The sequence below is a fragment of the Sphingomonas sp. GC_Shp_6 genome (genome assembly GCF_026540835.1).
In the GTDB taxonomy this organism is placed as follows: Bacteria; Pseudomonadota; Alphaproteobacteria; order Sphingomonadales; family Sphingomonadaceae; genus Sphingomonas.
Genome location: NZ_JALNUO010000007.1, coordinates 1 through 16,436, shown reverse-complemented (window position 1 = coordinate 16,436; position 16,436 = coordinate 1). Strand labels below are relative to the sequence as shown.

The window sequence follows — 16,436 nt, the reverse complement described above, 5'->3', positions numbered from 1 at the left end:
CGGGAGGGTTGGAGAGCCGTCCACGTCATCACTTACGGGTCGTCCAACGTGATTGCGCTATCGGCGGTCGTATTCGCAGCAATCGGATCCGCCCTGCCGGGAGCGGCAAGTGGCATATGCCGGTAAACTGTGCCGCGCGAGATGCCGAGCTGCCGCGCCACGTGCGCCGGCTTTACGCCATCTTCCAGCATTCGACGTACCGTGTCTGGGTTGATGCGAGCCTTGCCGCCTTTGTAGACCCCCCTCGCCTTTGCCGCGACAATCCCCTCGGCCTGCCGCTCCTTACGTAGGTTCGTCTCGAACTCGGCAAACACGCCGAGCATATCAAGGAACGCCTTGCCGGCCGCGGTGCCTGTGTCGATCGGCTGCTCGGTCGCTTTCAGCAGGACCCCCCTGCCCTTCAGCTCATGAACAATGTCCTGGAGGTCCTTCATCGAGCGTGCGAGCCGGTCGATGCGCGTGACGACCAGTGTGTCGCCTTCGCGCAAGAAATCGAGCAAAATCTGCAGTTCGGTGCGCTGGGTCCGCTCGGTGCCCGACTTCTTCTCCGAGCGAATGGTCTGACACCCTGCCGCTTTCAGCGCCGAAACCTGGATGGCGAGGTCCTGATCGGTAGTAGACACGCGCGCATAGCCGAAAAGCGACATGGAAGCCTCATTCTGTTCGATCAGCTTCTAGACCGCGCGCGGCACCTGTCCAATATGGCTGCGAACTACCCTGATCGAACGCCGGCGGTGTTCCAGCGTCCGTGTGCAACCACGGTATACCCAGGTGGGCGCTCGACCCATACCATTCCTCCACGACTGTCACGCGCTCGCTTGTGTCATGCTGCTGACGATGGCACTTGGCGGCAATGGCCGGAAGTGTAGGACGTTTAACAATGGCAACTCAAACCATGGACATCAGGGTGGCCGGTAACGGCCGCATGATCCTTCCTGCCTCGGTGCGGAAGGCGATGGGCCTGCATGGAGATGCCAAGGTCATCCTGACGATCGAGGACGACCAGGTGCGTCTGTCTCCGATCGGGCACGGTGTGTCACGTGCGCAGGCGCTCTACCGCGAACATGCCAAGCAGGCGCGCACGACCAAGGACTTCCTGAGTGACCGAAAGGCCGAAGCTGCCGCCGACCTTGGTGAGGCCGCATCCGATGACGGGGATCGGGACGCACAATGACTTCGGTCGTCCTCGACGCATCCGCGGTGCTGGCGCTGGTTCGGGACGAACCCGGTGCCGACAAGGTCGCGCCCCATGTCGGGCGTGCTGCCATTTCGGCGGTCAACCTCCAGGAGGTTATCAAGGAGCTGCTGCTCAGCGGGCTTGACGAGGCCACCACTCGCGAATTGCTGGACGAACTTCGCCTAGACGTCCGCGCGCACGACGTCGGTACGGCTTATGCCGCTGCGGGTCTGCACGTCCAGACGCGCCAGTACGGTCGCGGGCTCGGTGATCGGTCCTGCTTGGCACTGGCCATGCAACTCGGCGTCCCTGCCCTCACCGCCGATAGCGAGTGGAAGAAGGTTCGGGTCAAGGACTTGAAGGTTGAGCACATTCGGTAGTCGGAGCCAGGCACAGGTGCGACCAAGCTGAGCGTAATGAAGTCGGCAGCGTCCATTATTTCAGGTGAACGTCCACCAATTTTAGCTCTGCGTCAGCTCGGCAGACGCGTCCACTGTTTCAGGAAAGCCGATACCCCTACCCTGCTCACTTAGCCGTGGTAGTGGGAAAGAGACTTATCGCTAGTACGGAAGTGGCCGATCGCCGCTAGCCTCGACCCTCGTAGCTATTCAGAATTATCTCGAGGAACGCGCCGTAGGTGTAGCGGTCCTTCTTCGCCGCTTCCTTGAAACGAGCCAGAACGTCGGCCGACGCGCGAATGTTGAGCTGTCCCTCCCCGTCCGCCTCTCGGCTCGGGAAGCTGGACACTCGGTCGACGACGCGGCGCTGTTCCTCGCTCGCGACCTCAGTCCGTTCCGGGGGCCTAGTGGGTGCGAAGTCGTCGAGGCTTCCAAAGTCGATGGCTCGGCGTGCGGACTCGGTCATGCTACCCTCTTCTGATTAGCACCATGGGATCGCAGGAGCGTCACCACCTCGGCTGCAAACTCTGCTGCGTTCTTAATCGCGGCTTCGAGGTTGTTGACGTCGCGACTTTGCAAGCTGCGGGGTCCGCCCCCTACCGAGAACAGCGCGGAATACGCATCCCGATCGTGGATCTCGGTCGCGAACACGGGCGTCGCGTCATTCAGACGAAACTGGTTCGACACGAACCTCGCGGTTCTCGACTTGGCGACGACCCGGGTTTGCGTGAAGAGCACGGCAAACGGGATCGTTCTGCGGACTGCCTTCATGTCACGCTTCAATTCCTGAATGACGTCAACAGCGGCCAAGGCGTCCTGCTGCTGCTCTTTCATTGGGATAACCACGAGGTCGGACTGGCTGATCGCGTAGCTTGTGAGGCGTGATGCAGTGCCTTCAAGGTCCACGATCACGAACTGGTTGGTCGCACTTGCGGCATCGATCTCGTCGAGGATCGTCTTCTCGGAAGCGTTCGTGACGACAGTCAGGCGGTCCGGCTTTCCGGGAAGAGTGGCCCATGTCGTCAGCGGCCGCCTTGGATCGGCGTCGATCAAGCAGACGCTCGCGTGCTCCGCCAGCTCACATGCCAGGATCAGCGCCGACGTGGTCTTGCCGGACCCTCCCTTCGAGTTCGCGAATGTTACGACAGCCACGCGTCTTCCCCCGTATAGCATCAGCTAGCAGCGGCTAGGAGCCGCTATCACGTCCTACTGTGCCGTAGGATAGCGTATCATACAATACCGTACCACATCATAGGCTAGCCTACGCTTCCATACCGTAGGCTATCCTATGCCGTCGTAGCGTACGCTATGCTACGCTACGTTAGCGTGTGGGATCATATGATAGCGCTCGCTAGCTCGTGATAGCATCGGCTACACCTCGGGCCGTTCCCACTGAATGTCGTTTTCGTCATAGGGGTTAGCGGGGATGGCATCCGTGCGGAAGCAGTCCGGTTCGCAATGTACCATTGAGACGTTACGGCACACCAACGGCGACCCGTCGAGCATGACGGCTCTGCTACCGGGCCTGCGGCAAGGCTTGTTTTTGTTGTTCATGAACCCGCAGGGCATGGCGAGCGTCCGCAGCGCTGCGCTGTCCGGGGCAGGGTTATCGGCCGGCGGCACGATTGCCGCGATTGGCTCGCCGAACAAATCCGATTGGAGGTTCATGGGCTTGGCTCCGGGAGGGGGGAGGGGGCCTGAAACACGCAGGCACACCCTCGAACCTTCCTCCTCTCTTCCTAGCGATGCGGGACCGACGTGCTCGCAGAGGCAGCAGGAGCAGTCGCAGGCGCGACACCCAGTCGCGGTGGCACGGGCGGGGCGCCCTCATTCATGGGGACGGGATGTTCCATGCGGCCCTTCACATCGGCTGTGAGCTTGCGGAAGGCGTCCAGGAGGGCGAGCGAGGTGATTTTGCCCATGTCGGTGCTCGTATAAGCGCCGCCGAGCGCGCCGATACCGGCGCTGGTCAGCGCGCCACCGCCGACGAACGCGAGATCCTTCTTCCGCGCGGATCCGGTCGCGATCGCCTGCTGGATGCCTGTGCGAACCTCCACCAGCGTCAGCATGGTCTGGCTCTCGAGCGTCTTCTGCTTGAGCCCGAAGGCGCCCGGCAGGAGGCTACCGGCTCCGAACCCGCGACCGCCGGCGTTGCCGTCCGAGTAGATCACCTTGGCTGTCAGGAGGTAGTCCGCTCCTCGTAATGTCGCCTGGTTGGACGCACCGGCGACCGAGCCGCCAGCGGCGAGCTCCCGTTCCCGCTGAAGCGCATCGAACCCACGGCCGCGGTCGAGGGCCTGGAAGCAGCCGGATTGGGCTTCGAGGAGCTTCAGCAGGGGCAGGGGATCGATACGCTCCGATCCGCCGCCATTCTGTGCCTCGGCAAGCCGGACAAGCGCGCGCATGCCCGGTGGGAGCTCATCGCTGGGCGTCGCTGCACTCTGCTCCTCCACGAGGGCAAGCGTGCCGATCGGCTTGTCGCATCGTGGCACCTCGGTGGTCTCGTCGACGCCGACACCGCCCTTTCCCAGGCGTTGCGCCGTGGCGGGCGGTGTCACGGTGGCCAGAACGATGCCGGCCAGTAGCAGGGGCGATGTGCCGCATTCGAGCGACTCCCTTGTCAGCGAAGTGGGGCTGGGTTGAACAGGTTCGGGCGGGTCGGCAAATTGCCGTTAGGTCGCCGATGCAGGTCGATGCCGTTTCCGACGTGACGCTCGAACGTCATCGTCGCAACGACAGTGTCTGTGGTTGTGCTTGAGCCGAAGTATTTCACTTTGCCATGCCACTTGTCCCCTTCCACGACTTGGACGCGGTAGGTTCCAGGCGGCACTGGTATCTGCACATCATCATCTTTGCCCACGTAGACCGAGATGACGTGGACGCCGGTCGTAGGGTCGTAAAGCTGCACTACGGCGTTGGCCGCAGCTGTGGCGATCCGTAGCCTGGAGGTCGCGCTGCGTGGGTCGATCTCTCGGTTGACGGTCACGCTCCCCGACGACGGGAAGGGGACAGTTGCCTGCCAGTCCGGAAGCCACCCGGCCCGCTTGAACTCGCGGTAGGCGGGAAACAGGAAACTTACTGCCGAAAGAAGGAAGATCCATTTCTGTGCTGGATGGGGCCTAAGGATCGGCGTCGGTCGCCAGCGCTGCTTCTGAAAATCGAAACCACGGTCCTTCGGCTCGAACCATGTGGCATCGCGCTCGGCTCGACCCTTCAGGTCATTCCAGCGAGTCTGGTCGAAGCTCGCGTTTTGCCGTTGGCGGTAACGCTCCCGCATGTAGTCGCGATCATCGAGCCCCATCGCGACGCCTCCTTGACGGTCGCTTCTCCGGCGCTGTGCGTCGTCGGTGAAGGCTGGCGAGCTGCTGGGTCAGCGGCGCGGTCAAGTCGGCATAGTGCTCTGCCACCAGCTGCTCGTGAGGACAGGTCGGCGCGATCGACGCTGCTGCGAGGACCAGGTGCGTGGCAGCGGCCGGGTGGGTCCGCATGAGCTCGCCCGCCCGGCTGCGCAGCTTGTCGGCGAACTCGCTCAAGCTCGGCTGCTCCAGATCATCACCGGGAAGCATGGGACGGTCCTGATGGAGCCAGCGGCGAAACGGACGGCCTGAACGCCGGCCGTCCGGCGTCGGCCCTTTCGGAAGCCTTCTCTGAACTCGCCGTCATCGCGTCGACGGCCGCAAGGCGTCGCTCTGCCTGCTCCATCCAGTGCAGCTCGGCCGCTGACGGCTTCTCGTCAGGACGGGTGGCGCCGCCGGCGAACCCTAGACCGACCAGTAGCAGGCTAACGGCAACATCGCGGACGAGACCACGATCAGGGCGCAGGTTGCTACCGGGAGACATGGCGAGGTCCTGCATCGACCGATGATGATGCGGGGGGCACAAACACCGGCCCCTTGCCGGCCCATTCCGCCCCGACGATCGCGCACGCGATCGCCCAAATGAAGGTGAAGACACCTAGCGCGAGCGCTGCCCAGGCGGCCCGCCGCAGGATCCGCTGGTTCGTCACCGGCCTGTGCGAGGTGACGAACTCGTTGCGGCGTCCATCCCAGCGGAGGCCGTCAACGGTCGAACCGTCCATCCTGCGAACCTTCGCGGTCCGCCTGGACGGTCCCTTCATGTAATCACGATCAGCCAAGCCCATGGCGTTTGTCTCCCCTGTTGTCGGTGGCTGGTGCTCTGTTTGGTTGAGCCGCACCGGACGGCTCGGGCGTCTTCGAGCGGTCGCGCTCAACGAACGGCGTCGGGCTCAGGCGTGGCGGCGCGATCTGATCGATGGCCCAGAACAGGGCCATGAGCGTGAACGGCGCGATCGTGATCCCGACCGCGAAGCTGAGCCCCAGGCGGAGGACGAATTGCCACAATGTGAGCCGGGGCGGTCGAAGTCTGGACTCGCGGGCGAGCCGCTGGAGGTGGTCTGCGGCTTCCTCCATCGAGCGCCGGTTGGCGCCGACGGTGTCGCGCACGAGGTTGTTCATGGGCGAGCCGTCGCCCACCAGCATGAGCGTGAGGTGTTGGCTGGCCATGTCGGACGCGAGCTTTCGCACGACGTTGGCGTGTTCGAGCAGAATCTCGGCTTCCGACATCGGCGCCGGATATGCAGGAGGAGGGGGCGGGGGCCTGCGGAACATCATCGCGCCGCGCTCCAGTCGACCTGAGCAGGGGAGGGGAGCAGCACGGCCACTGCCGCTCGGACATCCGCGAACGTGGGACGCGCATGCGACGGAATCCGGACGGTACGGTAACCGGCCCGGCCGGTCATGGCGTCGCGGGCCATGTCGCGCGACAGGACGTGGCTCCAGTCATCCACCTCGATCAGGGCGAGGATGGCACCGCTCGCCCGGTCCTGGGCGACGAAGTCGACGATCTTCTGCGAGAAGGCGTTGCGATCCGAGAGGCGTCGGCGCCGGAACGGGCTGTCCGGTGCGGCGAGCAGCGCGCCCATCGCCACCTGAGCGTGGATCCGGCAATGCGGCAGGACACGCTCCAGCGTGACCAGCATGGCCTGCTCCCGTTTGGTCAGGAAGCGCTTGGCGACCGGGCGGGGGGCGCCCAACGAGAAGCCGGCGCCTTTGAGCATCGCCGACAGGACGAACACGGCTACGATTGTCGCATAGGGATGGGCGGCAAGGTGCGCGATGATCCACCCGAGCCAGGTGTCGTGGCGTCCGGAGAGGACCAGCTGAGGCGTAGGGCTGTTCATAGGTCCAGGCTCAGGTTCTTTTCGGGAAGACCCGGCGTCTGCCGGTCCTGCCCAGGCACAGGTGTCCGGATGCCGAGGTTCTGCCTGCTGATCGGCGCGATCGTCAGATCATCGCCCCGATCCCGTGCTGGGATCGTCAGATCGTCACCTCGCGCACGAGCCGCGATTTCCTGAGGATCGTCGCGCCATTCGTCCCAGCGCTTGCTGTCGCGATCGCCGTCGAGGTCGACGTGCATGTCGTGGCTCGACCAGTCGATCTCTGACGGTCCCATCGGCGGTAGCTCGTCCGCCAGATCGAGGTCGGGCAGGATGATCCGCTCGCTCTCGGCATGCTCGGCCATGGCGACCGCGGCCGAGAGCGCGTCGTCGGCCGCGCCGGTGCGCGAGGCCGGGCTGTCGATGTCGAGCTTCCCGAGGCTTTCGAGCGACGAGGTCTTGTCGCCGGCGTTGCGCTCCAGCTGCGAGGACAGCTTCTTGATGTTGTCGGTGATGACCTGGATGCTGTCGCGCACGCGCGTGACGCCGACGTTGAAGAGGCGCTGGTTCGACAGGTTGCGCTCGTAGCTGAGCAGCACCTCGATCGCGCGATCGGCGGTGACGCCCTGCGCCTGGTGCATGTTGAGGGCGTAGGCGAGGTCCAGGCGGGCGAGCATCGGGTCGGACGCGCCGAGGGTCAGCGTGTCGCCCGACGCGAGCCGGACCGACACGGCGCCGTCCTCGATCCCGGTGACGGTCGCCCGTGCAGAGTTATAAATCCCGCGAGCCTTGTCGTTCTCGGTCCAGCGGATGGTGTCGCCGGCACTGATCTCGATATCCTTGGTGGTGCTGAGTTCCAGCCGATCGCGCTTGGCCAGTGGATCGATGCGACGCGGATCGAAGCGGACACGGCCGCTGGGTCCCTGCAGCTCGACCTTGCCGTTTTTGAGGACGCCGCTGACCTTGTAGAGCCCGCGCTTGAGTCCGACTTCCTGGACCTGGCCGGTGACCCGCAGCCACAGCTTGCCGTCACCGCCGTCCCGCGCCGCCTCGGTTATCGCCGTCGCGTAGGTCGCGGCATAGCGCATCGCCTCGCGCGTGATATGCGTCCCCTCATGCACGGTGACCGTTAGCGCATCGCCGGTCAGGACGCCTTCGGCCGACAGACCATCCTGCACGAGACTGTTGATCTCGGCTCGGGTGGTTCGGCCAGAAGCGAAAATGGCGGTTGAGGACCGTTCGTCGGCCGGCAGCGCCAGCCAGCGTTCGGCGGCTTCTTGCACGGGGTTCTCGTGCTCGACCACGTCGTCGCCCAGCACCCGCAGCGCTTGCGCCGCTTGGCCGAGGTTCGCGAGCGCGGCGACGGTTCGGAGCTGGTCGGTCCGCTGGCGGATGTTCTGGTCCATGCGGACGGTGGTGGCGCCGGCGGCCTGCACCATCGCGAGGCCCTTGCCCCAGTCCACCGGAAGCAGCTGCTGCTTGTCGCCGATCCAGGCGGTCTTCTCGGCGCCGAGCGCGGCCGCGATCGTCAGCACCTTCATCATGTCGTCGTTCGACACCATCGACGCCTCGTCGACGACGATCGTGGTGTTGCTGAGCTCGGCACGCTTGGCTTGCGCCTCCGGCGTCCGCGGGTTTGCGACGTGGCGCTCGTTCTCCCAGATGAAGGAGGCGACGGTCTGCGCCTCGAGCCCGATCTCCTCCCGAAGCGCGTTGACCATCCTGTTGGCGGGCGAGAGGCCCAGGATGCGCTTGCCCTCGTCGGCCGCGAGCGGCGCAACCGCCTGCAGCATGGTGGTTTTGCCGGCGCCGGCGACGCCCTGGACGACAACGCTGCGGTCGGGGCTCGACACGATCAACGCCGCGGCGGCGAGCTGGCCGGCGTTCAGCTCCTTGGGCGAGACCGCCTGCAGACGCGCCGGCGCGTCGGCCGCGGACACCATCGGCGTGGCACGGCCTTTTTCACTTTCCATGTGCGCGATGATGCGCTGCTCGGTCGCCAGCGCGTCGGGCGTGGTGATCGCGTTGACCAGGGCACCGTTGACTCTGATTTGGCCGGGCAGCAGCTTGCCCTGCTCGACCAGCCGCTCGATGCGGGCGGTGACGTGATCGACCGTCACGCCTTTCAGCCCGAGATCCAACGCCGTCTTTGCGACCTGATCGATCTCGAAAGCGGCTTCTCGCTGGCCATGGACGCGGACTGCCGACGCCACGGCAAACTGCGCGTTGGCCGCGCCGACCGACTGCGCAAGCCGAACGATGCCTTTGTCGACCAGGGGATCGGGCGAGCGTAGGAGGCCCGACAGGGTTTCCCGCGCCGTGCGAACCGCGTCACCGATCGCCTGGGCGCCTCGCTCGAACGCGCTCATGTCCTCACGCGGACGGGAGGACAGCAGGGCGGCTTCGAGCAGCTCCTTGCCGTCGAAGCCGAGCGCGGCCGCCTTGTCGACCCATTGCTGGAGCAGACCTTCGCGGTCCTCGATGTTCAGCTTGGGATCGCGGGTGTTGACGGTGACGCCGTCCCGCCCCTTTGGCGATACGATCCCAAGCTCCTCTGCCTTCTTGAGGATCGCTTCCCGGCGCTGGCTGTTGGCGTCGATGACGTTCTTCGGCACGCCGACGATCTCGAACGTGCCGTGCTTGCCGGTCAGCTCGGTTTGGTAGCCAAGCTCTCCCAGTTCGGCGCGGAGGTAGGCGTGGTAGATCGCGCCGATGACGCTGTTGCTCGACCAGATGCGATCGGCGTGGAGCGCCTGCCACTCGCCATCCGGCCCCTTGGTCATGTTGGCGATGATGGCGTGGATGTGCGCCTGAGGATCGAGCGCGCGCGAGGTGTCGTGCTGAAAGAGGGCGTAGACCAGGTTCCCGGTGTTGACGGCGGTGGTCTTGCCGTCGACCGTCTTGCGTGCCTGGGCGAGGTTCTTCTCGACCCATGCCATGGTCTTCTGGACTGCTGCGGTATGCGCGCCATCGGGTCCGAGGATGCGCTTGTCGCCGGCGATATAGGCCATGACGGAAACCGACTTCGGCGCGGAGAAGGTTAGGTCGACGCCGGCACGTCGATTGACGCGATCGTCGACTGACATGCCTTCAGGCAGCTTGCCCTCCAGCACGTCCCGAAGCGCCTCCTGGGTGACCGCGCCGGTCAGCCCTGCTGAGGCCGCTCCGGTGCCGCCCCACAGGCTGACGTCGCCAGCCTTCTCGTCGGTGTAATATTCCCCGCTGATGAAATCGTCCTTTGTGAAATACTTAGCGGCGCCGGAGGCGGAGCGGACGGAGGCGACGGACAGCATGGGCTACATCCCCATGCCGTCATCGCCCGCACTGAAGTCGTCTCGCGCTTCCCGGATCGAGAGGTCCTCCGACCGTGCCGTCATGGCCATGTCGGAGCGCGAGAGGTCGACGGTACGGCCGGGTCGATCCGTCTGACTGTCCATCCCCCGCGAGCGGTCATCGCGTTCGTCGTCATTCGATCGCGACGGCGCCGACAAGCCTAGTGACGCATGATGGTGGGGCAGGGGGTCGGTGCGAACCGTCGCCTCGAGCGGCATGCCCTCGGCGTCCTTGGACTGACCCTCGCTGGGCGCTGACAGGATGTTGGCTGCAAGCAGTCGGTTCGCATCCGCGGCTGGCTGTAGCTCCATGTCGTTTTGCGCCAGCGCCTGCGCCCGACCGGCATCCTCGCCCTCCCCCTTCTTCGCTGAACCACCACCTCCGCGCACAGGTGGGTTATCGGCGTCCGGCTCGGCCGGCGGGCGGCGAACAAATCCTTCGGCGACCTTGGGGTAGCGCTGCCATTCGAGGCGGATCGGAGCGGCCGGAAAGCCTTCCGGAAACTTCACGAAGCCGTGGAGCTTCGGAAGGTTGGTGATGTCGTCCGCAATGACCAGCGGCTCGACCTGCTTCCGGGGTGTCAGGGTCGAGGCGTCGCGGGTGTTGTTGTACCCGTAGCTGTAGCCCTCATCCATCTGCCGGATCTCGCGGTTGCCGATGAACTGCGAGCAGACTTCCGCCGTGTCGTGGTTGGCGGCGGCGAGGATCAGTTTCGTGCGCGCGAGCGACGACAGGTTGCGCGCATTTTCCTCGCCGTAGACCTGGATCAGCTTGTCGAACGAGTGGAGCCCCAGCACCATCGCGCCGCCGAAGTTACGGGCGGTCTGAAGGCCGTTCTCGATCGCCGGGAGCCGGTGGAGCGCGCCGAGCTCGTCGAACATGAACCAGGTCCGCAGATCGCGCGTGCGGGACATGGTCATCAGCGAGTGGATGGCGAGGTTGGACCAGAGCGTAAGCAGTGCCCGGTTGAGCTCCAGGTCGGTGTAGGTTGAGGTGATGAAGAGGATCGATCCGGGCTTCTTCTCGCCCGTCATCCAGTCCTTGATCGAGTAGCGGGTGCCCGTATCGGGGAGGAAGCGCAGAGCCTGCGCGTTGGTGTTGAAGACGGCGCGGATCGATTCCGCCATGCGGGCTGCTTCAGGTGCCGTCAGCGGGTCGGCGATGGTGTCCTTGAGGTACTTATGGACCTGCTTGAGGTCGGCGGTCATGAGGTGGTCGGCGAGCGCCTGGTTGGACATCTCGCCGCGCTCGATCAGCTTCACGCACATCTCGACGAAGAGGGTCCGGGCGGCGAGTGCCCAGAACGGCTCGGACGAGCCTCCATCGGAAGGGATCAGGGCGGACGCGGCGGAGGTGAGCTCGCTGTAGGTCCGGCAGTCGTTGAAGATGCTCCACGCCGGGCAGCGGGCATCCATCGGGTTCAGGATCGTGTCCCGCTCGGCGTCGTAGAACGCCTCGACATAGGCACCCGTCAGGTCGAACACGACGGCGCTGTCCTCGCGCTGGCGCATCTGTGCGAGGCAGGCGGAAAGCGCGGTCGTCTTACCGGCGCCGGTGGTGCCCATCAGCATGGTGTGGGACTGCTCCAGCCGGTGAGGGTAGGGGATGCCGGCGAGGGTGTAGGGATGATGGATGCCACCCGCCTTGCGTGCCCCGAAGGGCAGATTCAGGACCTCGTCCGCGGTCTTGTCGGGGAAGAGCGTTTTCGCCTCCGCGACGAACTCGGCTTTGTTGTGTTCGGCAATTTCGCGGAATAGCGTGTCGCGGTCCGTCAGGGTGGCGCCGCGCTCGTGCCGCTCCTGGACCATCGCCTTGCCGCGGCGGGCTGAGAAATCGACATACCAGACCGAGACGGGGACGGTCAGGATCGTGGCCAGCAGCATCGACGACAGGATGTCGTGAATGCCTTTGGACCAGGCAGCGGCGACCGCTGGTACATAGGGCACGTAGCCGATTGCAGTGCTGCGGGTGTAACCGCCGGGCATCTTCAGGTTGATGTGGTGGAGAGGGTCCGCGCCGACCCACGTCCAGACGCTCGACAGCGCTCGCATGCAGATCAGCTGGAAGTGGATCTCGGTGAGGCTGAGCGAGACGATCGCGAAGTAGGCAACGCCGAACAGAATGAGCCAGAGAAGCACGGGCATCTTGGCGCCCTGCAGCCACATTAGAACCTGAGTGTTGAGGAGCTGGCTGCCACGGACGAAATTGCCCGAATTGCGGGGCACCTCGCCGCGGGCAGACTGGTGCTTTAGCGGAAGCGGACGGCCGTCGTCGCGGATGTCCTTCCGGGGCTTTTTGGGGTCATCGCGCGCCATGATAGCGCTCCATCCGACGGTTCGTCTCGGAGACGATCGCCTCGATCATCTCGGGATGCTGCTCGCGGATGATCGTGTCTAGCGCGACCTGCGAAAACTCGCTGATGCGATGGTGGCGAAGGTCGCTATCCGTCCCCCGGGAAGTTTGCCCGAGGAAGTCGTCCACAGCGCGCCGGATGATCTCGGCTGCTGTGCGACCTTCGCGTATGGCAATAGCCTCGACGCGCGCATGCTGCTCGGGCGACAACCGGACCGTACTATGACGGTAAGACATTTGCTCCAACCTCCATGCAGGGAGGCTGGTGGGCTTGAGGAAAGCATTGTGAAATTAGGCTGGTACGGCGCTGGTAGCAAGGGCTATATCGACCGGACCGTGTTCGCGCCGAATACCGCTAAGGTGTTGATAGTACACCAGTGTTCTCTGCGAATACGCATCTCACTCTCGGCGAACACGGTGCTCACCTGTCTCTAAGACACTGTAATCGCCCGGGAAACACAAGCGAAGCTTGCGTAGGGTGTGCTAACTGTAGTCCCGATCCCCCGTCGTTGCCCTGATCGCCTCCGTGCCTCGGATTCGCCTTCGTGGGTGGCGTGATCCGGCTGGGTGCCGCTCCGTCGTGAGACGGAATGAAGCGATCCGCAAGGCGCAGATTGGTCGGCCGTAGGATTTGCCATGATCGTCTCCAAAGGGGTGAGGTCAGGGGGTCCGTAGCCATCTTCCGGGGCGTCCGATCCGTGGCTATAAGGGCCATGTTCAGAGCCCGATCAGCCTGACCGGAAGGTAAGGAAATGGCGAAGTCACTGGACGCTGAAATGGCCGCGATCGAGGCCGAGGAACGTAGGCTCGCGGAGCGTCGCAAGGCGCATGGGTCGAGGGTGCGGGACGCGGCGATCGAGCAGGTCGAGAAGGTGGGGCTGCTGAAGCTCCCACTGGAACGGCTGGAAGCGCTCATGAAGGCGGTGAAGACGCTCGGCGTGGACGAGGTGGAGAAGCGGCTCACGGCGTAAGCCGGAGCCGGGTCGATAGCATCGGAAACGCCATGGCCGGGCGGGGAGCGAAGCCCCGCTCGGCCATTCCTTTTCGATGGCTGACCGACGCGCAGCGGGCTCGGAATCCCCAAGCAAAAAAGGGGAGGCGAAGGCCGTCAGGCCAACGCCTCCCGAATGGGGCAGGGCAGGGCGCTAGAGGCTGGTCACGCCCATGCCAGACTGAGTTCGCTGATGGTCGGCTTGGCCGCCACCATGGCGAGCAGGGTAGGCACGTAGCGGCCGAGCTGGGCGTCGGCGTCGAGCCGTCGCCGGATGCGCGGGTCGGAGAGGCGCTGGCGCAGCTCCGCAACCGGCAGCTCGCCCACGCTCTCCGGATCGAGCCCGAGCGTTTCGAGGAGGGCATAAGCGTTGCCGTTGGCGACCTCCAGTTCGGGCACGTCGTCGAGGCCGGAGGCGAGACCGATGCGGATGTCACCGGCCCATCCCATGCGCCAGACGCGCACGCGGCGGCCGAGGAATTGCGCCTCGTCGAGGACGGCGATGACGCTGGGATCGTGGTCGAAGGAACGCGAGACCATGGCCAGCGCCAAGGGGCAGACACGAGCCTCGAACGCGAAGGCCGCCTCGCTCACCTCGCCATGCTCGGGGAAGAGGAGGCAGAACCCCAGCCGCTCGCCTTGTTCGGCGAGGAGGTCGCGCAGCGACCCGAGCTTGTCGGTGGTGATGACGGCGGGCGTTGGCAGCTGCGTATCAAGCCCATCGTCGATGCGGAATGTGATGGTCATCGCGACCTCCCAAGTTGAACCGCATTCCTCCCTCCCTCTCTCCTCCATGGACCGTTCGGCCAGACGCGATCCCGGAAGGTAGTCTATCGCTCGGCGCAGGCTGGCGGCAGCGGCGCGGTGCCGGGCTCGATGCCCGGCAGCGCGCCTCCCCGGCCGATAGTCGGGAGGACGGCGGCAGCAGCGCCGGCGGGGGTTCGATGCCCCCGACGGCGCTACCCGGCCGATGCGTAGCCAGGGGAGGCCCGCAGGGGCCGGACCGTAGCGAGCGAACTGGCCGGGCCTACCCGGTTACGTGCCCGCCAGCTGGTGGTCCGCGAGGGCATGCCAGCGGCGACGTGGCGGGAGGAACCGCAAGGTCGACGCTTCGAGCCGATTGCCTTCGCACGCGAGCCGCATTTCGAGGTGATCCATGTAGAGCCAAGCGTCGGCGAGATCGCCTTCGACGCGATCGTCATCCATGCTGGTCTCGCGTGCGAAGGCGTCGTCGAGAAGCTCCCAGTTGAGGCCGTCGAGGGAGCGCTCGCGGCGATCGGCAAACCGGGCCAATCTGGCATAGTCGGAGCGGGCGAGGGCGAGGCGATCGGCGAGGGTCATGGCGGTGCTTTTCGACAAGATCAGGGGCAGCCCGCTCACCCCCTCTCTCCTCCCGGCCGGACCGGCTCTTCCCCGGCTCCGGTCCCGCTCGGCGACGTTGAGCGCCGGCCGCCAATCCACGGGAGCGGCAGCGCCTTACAGGAGGGGGGAAGGCGATCGGGCGCGCCGGTGCCAGGTCCGACCCGGCAGGGGCGGGGCTGGTGCCGGCGCGCCCGATCGCCTGGCTGGGGGGGAACCAGTATGGTTCCACCCAAGCGCGACCGCACGACAAAGGGCCAGCGCCGGGGGGTCGCCCCGTCGCTGGCCTAGTCGCTTCCTGCCAAGGAAAAGGGAGGGCGGCGCGATGGGTGCGCCGCCCGGTTAGGTCATGCTCGGCGCTGCTCGCTGGCGGTGGCGGGGGCCTGTCCAGCGAACGGGAAAGCATGGGTCGGCACCCGCGCTTCCTTCAGCTTCTCAAGCAAGTTCGATTGCAGGCCGGAGCCTTGGCAAACGATGGCTTCCACCGGGGCCAGCTTGATAAGCTGCTCGTTCCGAACGAACCCGGCGCGGTTGCCATAGCGGCCCGTTTGCGGAGTGAAGGCGACCAACGGAACGCCCCGCTTGCTGGCCCATGCGGCGGCGATGGCGTCGCAACCTTTCCGCTGCGCGGTGGTGCAAAGCGTCATGTGCGGGATACGGGCGTGGATGGCGTCTAGCCGGTCCCAAAGCTGCTGGAAGTCGTGCCATTCCTGCCCGCCCGAAAAGACGACAAGCGGGCCGGTCGGGTTGCGCTTCTCGCGCATCGCCTCGGCGCGGGCTTTGAGGAAGTCCAGCCCGGCAATCTGGCTGGCGGTGGTGGCGCTCGAAACCTTCGATCCGCGCGCCGCGCTCCACGGGTGGCCGCTCTGCGCCCGGTAACAGTCAGCGGCATAATCGCGCATACATTCGATGGCGGCGCGCTGCTCCATCTTGGTTTGGGTGCGAAGCTGCAATTCCTCCACCTCTACGGCGTAGATTTCGGACGGATCGGGGCGGCGGACCAATTCGCCAAGGTCGCGGGAAAGCGTGTCTTCCTCGCGCGCCAGCTTCTGCGCCTCGTAGTGAAACGAATTGACGAAGCCCCATGCGATGGCCTGCGCGCTCGTCTCTAGGCGGGTGTCGCGGAACAGGTTGAAAAGCGTTACCATGATCGCCGCGCAATCGTGCTGCGCCTCGATCGGCTCGGGCATGTCGAGTTCTTCGCGCTCGCCGCCAAGCTCGACGATGGAAAGCGCGCCGACGTCGCCGAACGCTTCCTGAAAAGCGGGGGCGGCGGTTTCCTCCGCGATGTGGTCCGCGATCTCCTGCGCCCGGTCCTGCTGCGCGGCGTCGTCGTCGCTGGCGGGCTGCTGGCTGGCGGCGTTGGCGCGGCGGGTTTCCCATCCCTTGCGGGCGGCGGCGGCGCGGTCGGTGTCGTTGGGGGTGAGGGCTTCGCCCATGTCTTCGAAGCTGCTAAAGCGGCGTCCGGTCGTTCCGTTGGTCATGGCTGCTAGTCCTTGGCAGATGGTTTCGGCTAGGGCCGGGGGAGGGCTCCACCCCTCTCCCCGCCCGTTACGGGTTGGTCTTAGAACGCGGGCACCTCGTCCACGCCGACAAGCTGGCCGCCCTCGGTGGCGTTGCCTGCGCCGAACCCGTCATCGGCGTTGCGCT

At 65.4% G+C, this 16,436-nt stretch carries 19 protein-coding genes; 3 read left to right on the top strand and 16 right to left on the bottom strand.

Features of this window, described 5'->3' with window-relative positions:
- Positions 1 to 32 precede the first annotated feature (32 nt).
- Positions 33 to 647 carry a recombinase family protein gene (locus OXQ95_RS09985; RefSeq protein WP_267381408.1) on the bottom strand — a complete coding sequence of 205 codons (615 nt, stop codon included), beginning with the start codon at positions 645 to 647 and terminating at the stop codon, positions 33 to 35.
- A gap of 248 nt (positions 648 to 895) precedes the next feature.
- Here OXQ95_RS09985 and OXQ95_RS09980 point away from each other — a divergent pair, with 248 nt between their 5' ends.
- Complete coding sequence (locus tag OXQ95_RS09980) at positions 896 to 1,174, top strand: AbrB/MazE/SpoVT family DNA-binding domain-containing protein (protein WP_267381407.1); 279 nt, start codon at positions 896 to 898, stop codon at positions 1,172 to 1,174.
- Positions 1,171 to 1,557 carry a type II toxin-antitoxin system VapC family toxin gene (locus OXQ95_RS09975; RefSeq protein WP_267381406.1) on the top strand — a complete coding sequence of 129 codons (387 nt, stop codon included), beginning with the start codon at positions 1,171 to 1,173 and terminating at the stop codon, positions 1,555 to 1,557. Before OXQ95_RS09980 ends, OXQ95_RS09975 begins: the two co-directional genes overlap by 4 nt.
- A gap of 205 nt (positions 1,558 to 1,762) precedes the next feature.
- Here OXQ95_RS09975 and OXQ95_RS09970 read toward each other — a convergent pair whose 3' ends face one another.
- The 12 genes from OXQ95_RS09970 to OXQ95_RS09915 all read right to left on the bottom strand — a co-directional run bounded on the left by OXQ95_RS09970 (position 1,763) and on the right by OXQ95_RS09915 (position 12,673).
- A complete protein-coding gene (locus OXQ95_RS09970; RefSeq protein WP_267381405.1) occupies positions 1,763 to 2,041 on the bottom strand; it encodes a hypothetical protein in 279 nt (92 codons plus the stop codon).
- Entirely contained in the window at positions 2,038 to 2,727 is a 690-nt protein-coding gene (locus OXQ95_RS09965; protein WP_267381404.1) for a ParA family protein, read from the bottom strand. The genes OXQ95_RS09970 and OXQ95_RS09965 overlap by 4 nt, the downstream gene beginning before the upstream one ends.
- Positions 2,728 to 2,946: 219 nt before the next feature.
- On the bottom strand, positions 2,947 to 3,243 hold the full coding sequence (locus tag OXQ95_RS09960) for a hypothetical protein (protein WP_267381403.1): 297 nt from the start codon (positions 3,241 to 3,243) through the stop codon (positions 2,947 to 2,949).
- A gap of 71 nt (positions 3,244 to 3,314) precedes the next feature.
- Complete coding sequence (locus OXQ95_RS09955; protein ID WP_267381402.1) at positions 3,315 to 4,133, bottom strand: CsgG/HfaB family protein; 819 nt, start codon at positions 4,131 to 4,133, stop codon at positions 3,315 to 3,317.
- A gap of 62 nt (positions 4,134 to 4,195) precedes the next feature.
- Entirely contained in the window at positions 4,196 to 4,876 is a 681-nt protein-coding gene (locus OXQ95_RS09950; RefSeq protein WP_267381401.1) for a hypothetical protein, read from the bottom strand.
- A complete protein-coding gene (locus OXQ95_RS09945) occupies positions 4,863 to 5,141 on the bottom strand; it encodes a hypothetical protein (protein ID WP_267381400.1) in 279 nt (92 codons plus the stop codon). Before OXQ95_RS09945 ends, OXQ95_RS09950 begins: the two co-directional genes overlap by 14 nt.
- Before the next feature lie 260 nt (positions 5,142 to 5,401).
- Positions 5,402 to 5,653, bottom strand: a complete 252-nt coding sequence (locus OXQ95_RS09940) for a hypothetical protein (protein WP_267381399.1) — start codon at positions 5,651 to 5,653, stop codon at positions 5,402 to 5,404.
- Positions 5,654 to 5,702: 49 nt separating this feature from the next.
- The gene (locus OXQ95_RS09935; RefSeq protein WP_267381398.1) at positions 5,703 to 6,158 is read right to left on the bottom strand and encodes a hypothetical protein; all 456 of its coding nucleotides are present in this window, start codon (positions 6,156 to 6,158) and stop codon (positions 5,703 to 5,705) included.
- Positions 6,159 to 6,202: 44 nt separating this feature from the next.
- The gene (locus OXQ95_RS09930) at positions 6,203 to 6,775 is read right to left on the bottom strand and encodes a DUF2726 domain-containing protein (RefSeq protein ID WP_267381397.1); all 573 of its coding nucleotides are present in this window, start codon (positions 6,773 to 6,775) and stop codon (positions 6,203 to 6,205) included.
- The gene (mobF, locus tag OXQ95_RS09925; RefSeq protein WP_267381396.1) at positions 6,772 to 10,044 is read right to left on the bottom strand and encodes a MobF family relaxase; all 3,273 of its coding nucleotides are present in this window, start codon (positions 10,042 to 10,044) and stop codon (positions 6,772 to 6,774) included. The genes OXQ95_RS09930 and mobF overlap by 4 nt, the downstream gene beginning before the upstream one ends.
- Before the next feature lie 3 nt (positions 10,045 to 10,047).
- Positions 10,048 to 12,399 (bottom strand): type IV secretion system DNA-binding domain-containing protein, encoded by a 2,352-nt coding sequence (locus OXQ95_RS09920; protein ID WP_267381395.1) that lies wholly within the window; start codon positions 12,397 to 12,399, stop codon positions 10,048 to 10,050.
- Positions 12,386 to 12,673 carry a ribbon-helix-helix protein, CopG family gene (locus OXQ95_RS09915; RefSeq protein ID WP_267381394.1) on the bottom strand — a complete coding sequence of 96 codons (288 nt, stop codon included), beginning with the start codon at positions 12,671 to 12,673 and terminating at the stop codon, positions 12,386 to 12,388. Before OXQ95_RS09915 ends, OXQ95_RS09920 begins: the two co-directional genes overlap by 14 nt.
- 515 nt (positions 12,674 to 13,188) lie before the next feature.
- On the opposite strand from OXQ95_RS09915, the gene OXQ95_RS09910 reads away from it, so the two are divergent.
- Complete coding sequence (locus OXQ95_RS09910) at positions 13,189 to 13,407, top strand: hypothetical protein (protein ID WP_267381393.1); 219 nt, start codon at positions 13,189 to 13,191, stop codon at positions 13,405 to 13,407.
- Between the two features lie 185 nt (positions 13,408 to 13,592).
- On the opposite strand, the gene OXQ95_RS09905 is transcribed toward OXQ95_RS09910, so the two are convergent.
- The 3 genes from OXQ95_RS09905 to OXQ95_RS09895 all read right to left on the bottom strand — a co-directional run bounded on the left by OXQ95_RS09905 (position 13,593) and on the right by OXQ95_RS09895 (position 16,270).
- A complete protein-coding gene (locus OXQ95_RS09905) occupies positions 13,593 to 14,174 on the bottom strand; it encodes a hypothetical protein (RefSeq protein WP_267381392.1) in 582 nt (193 codons plus the stop codon).
- Between the two features lie 288 nt (positions 14,175 to 14,462).
- A complete protein-coding gene (locus tag OXQ95_RS09900; RefSeq protein ID WP_267381391.1) occupies positions 14,463 to 14,807 on the bottom strand; it encodes a hypothetical protein in 345 nt (114 codons plus the stop codon).
- Positions 14,808 to 15,133: 326 nt separating this feature from the next.
- Positions 15,134 to 16,270, bottom strand: coding sequence for a DUF2493 domain-containing protein (locus tag OXQ95_RS09895; protein WP_267381390.1), 1,137 nt, complete (start codon positions 16,268 to 16,270; stop codon positions 15,134 to 15,136).
- Positions 16,271 to 16,436: the final 166 nt, after the last annotated feature.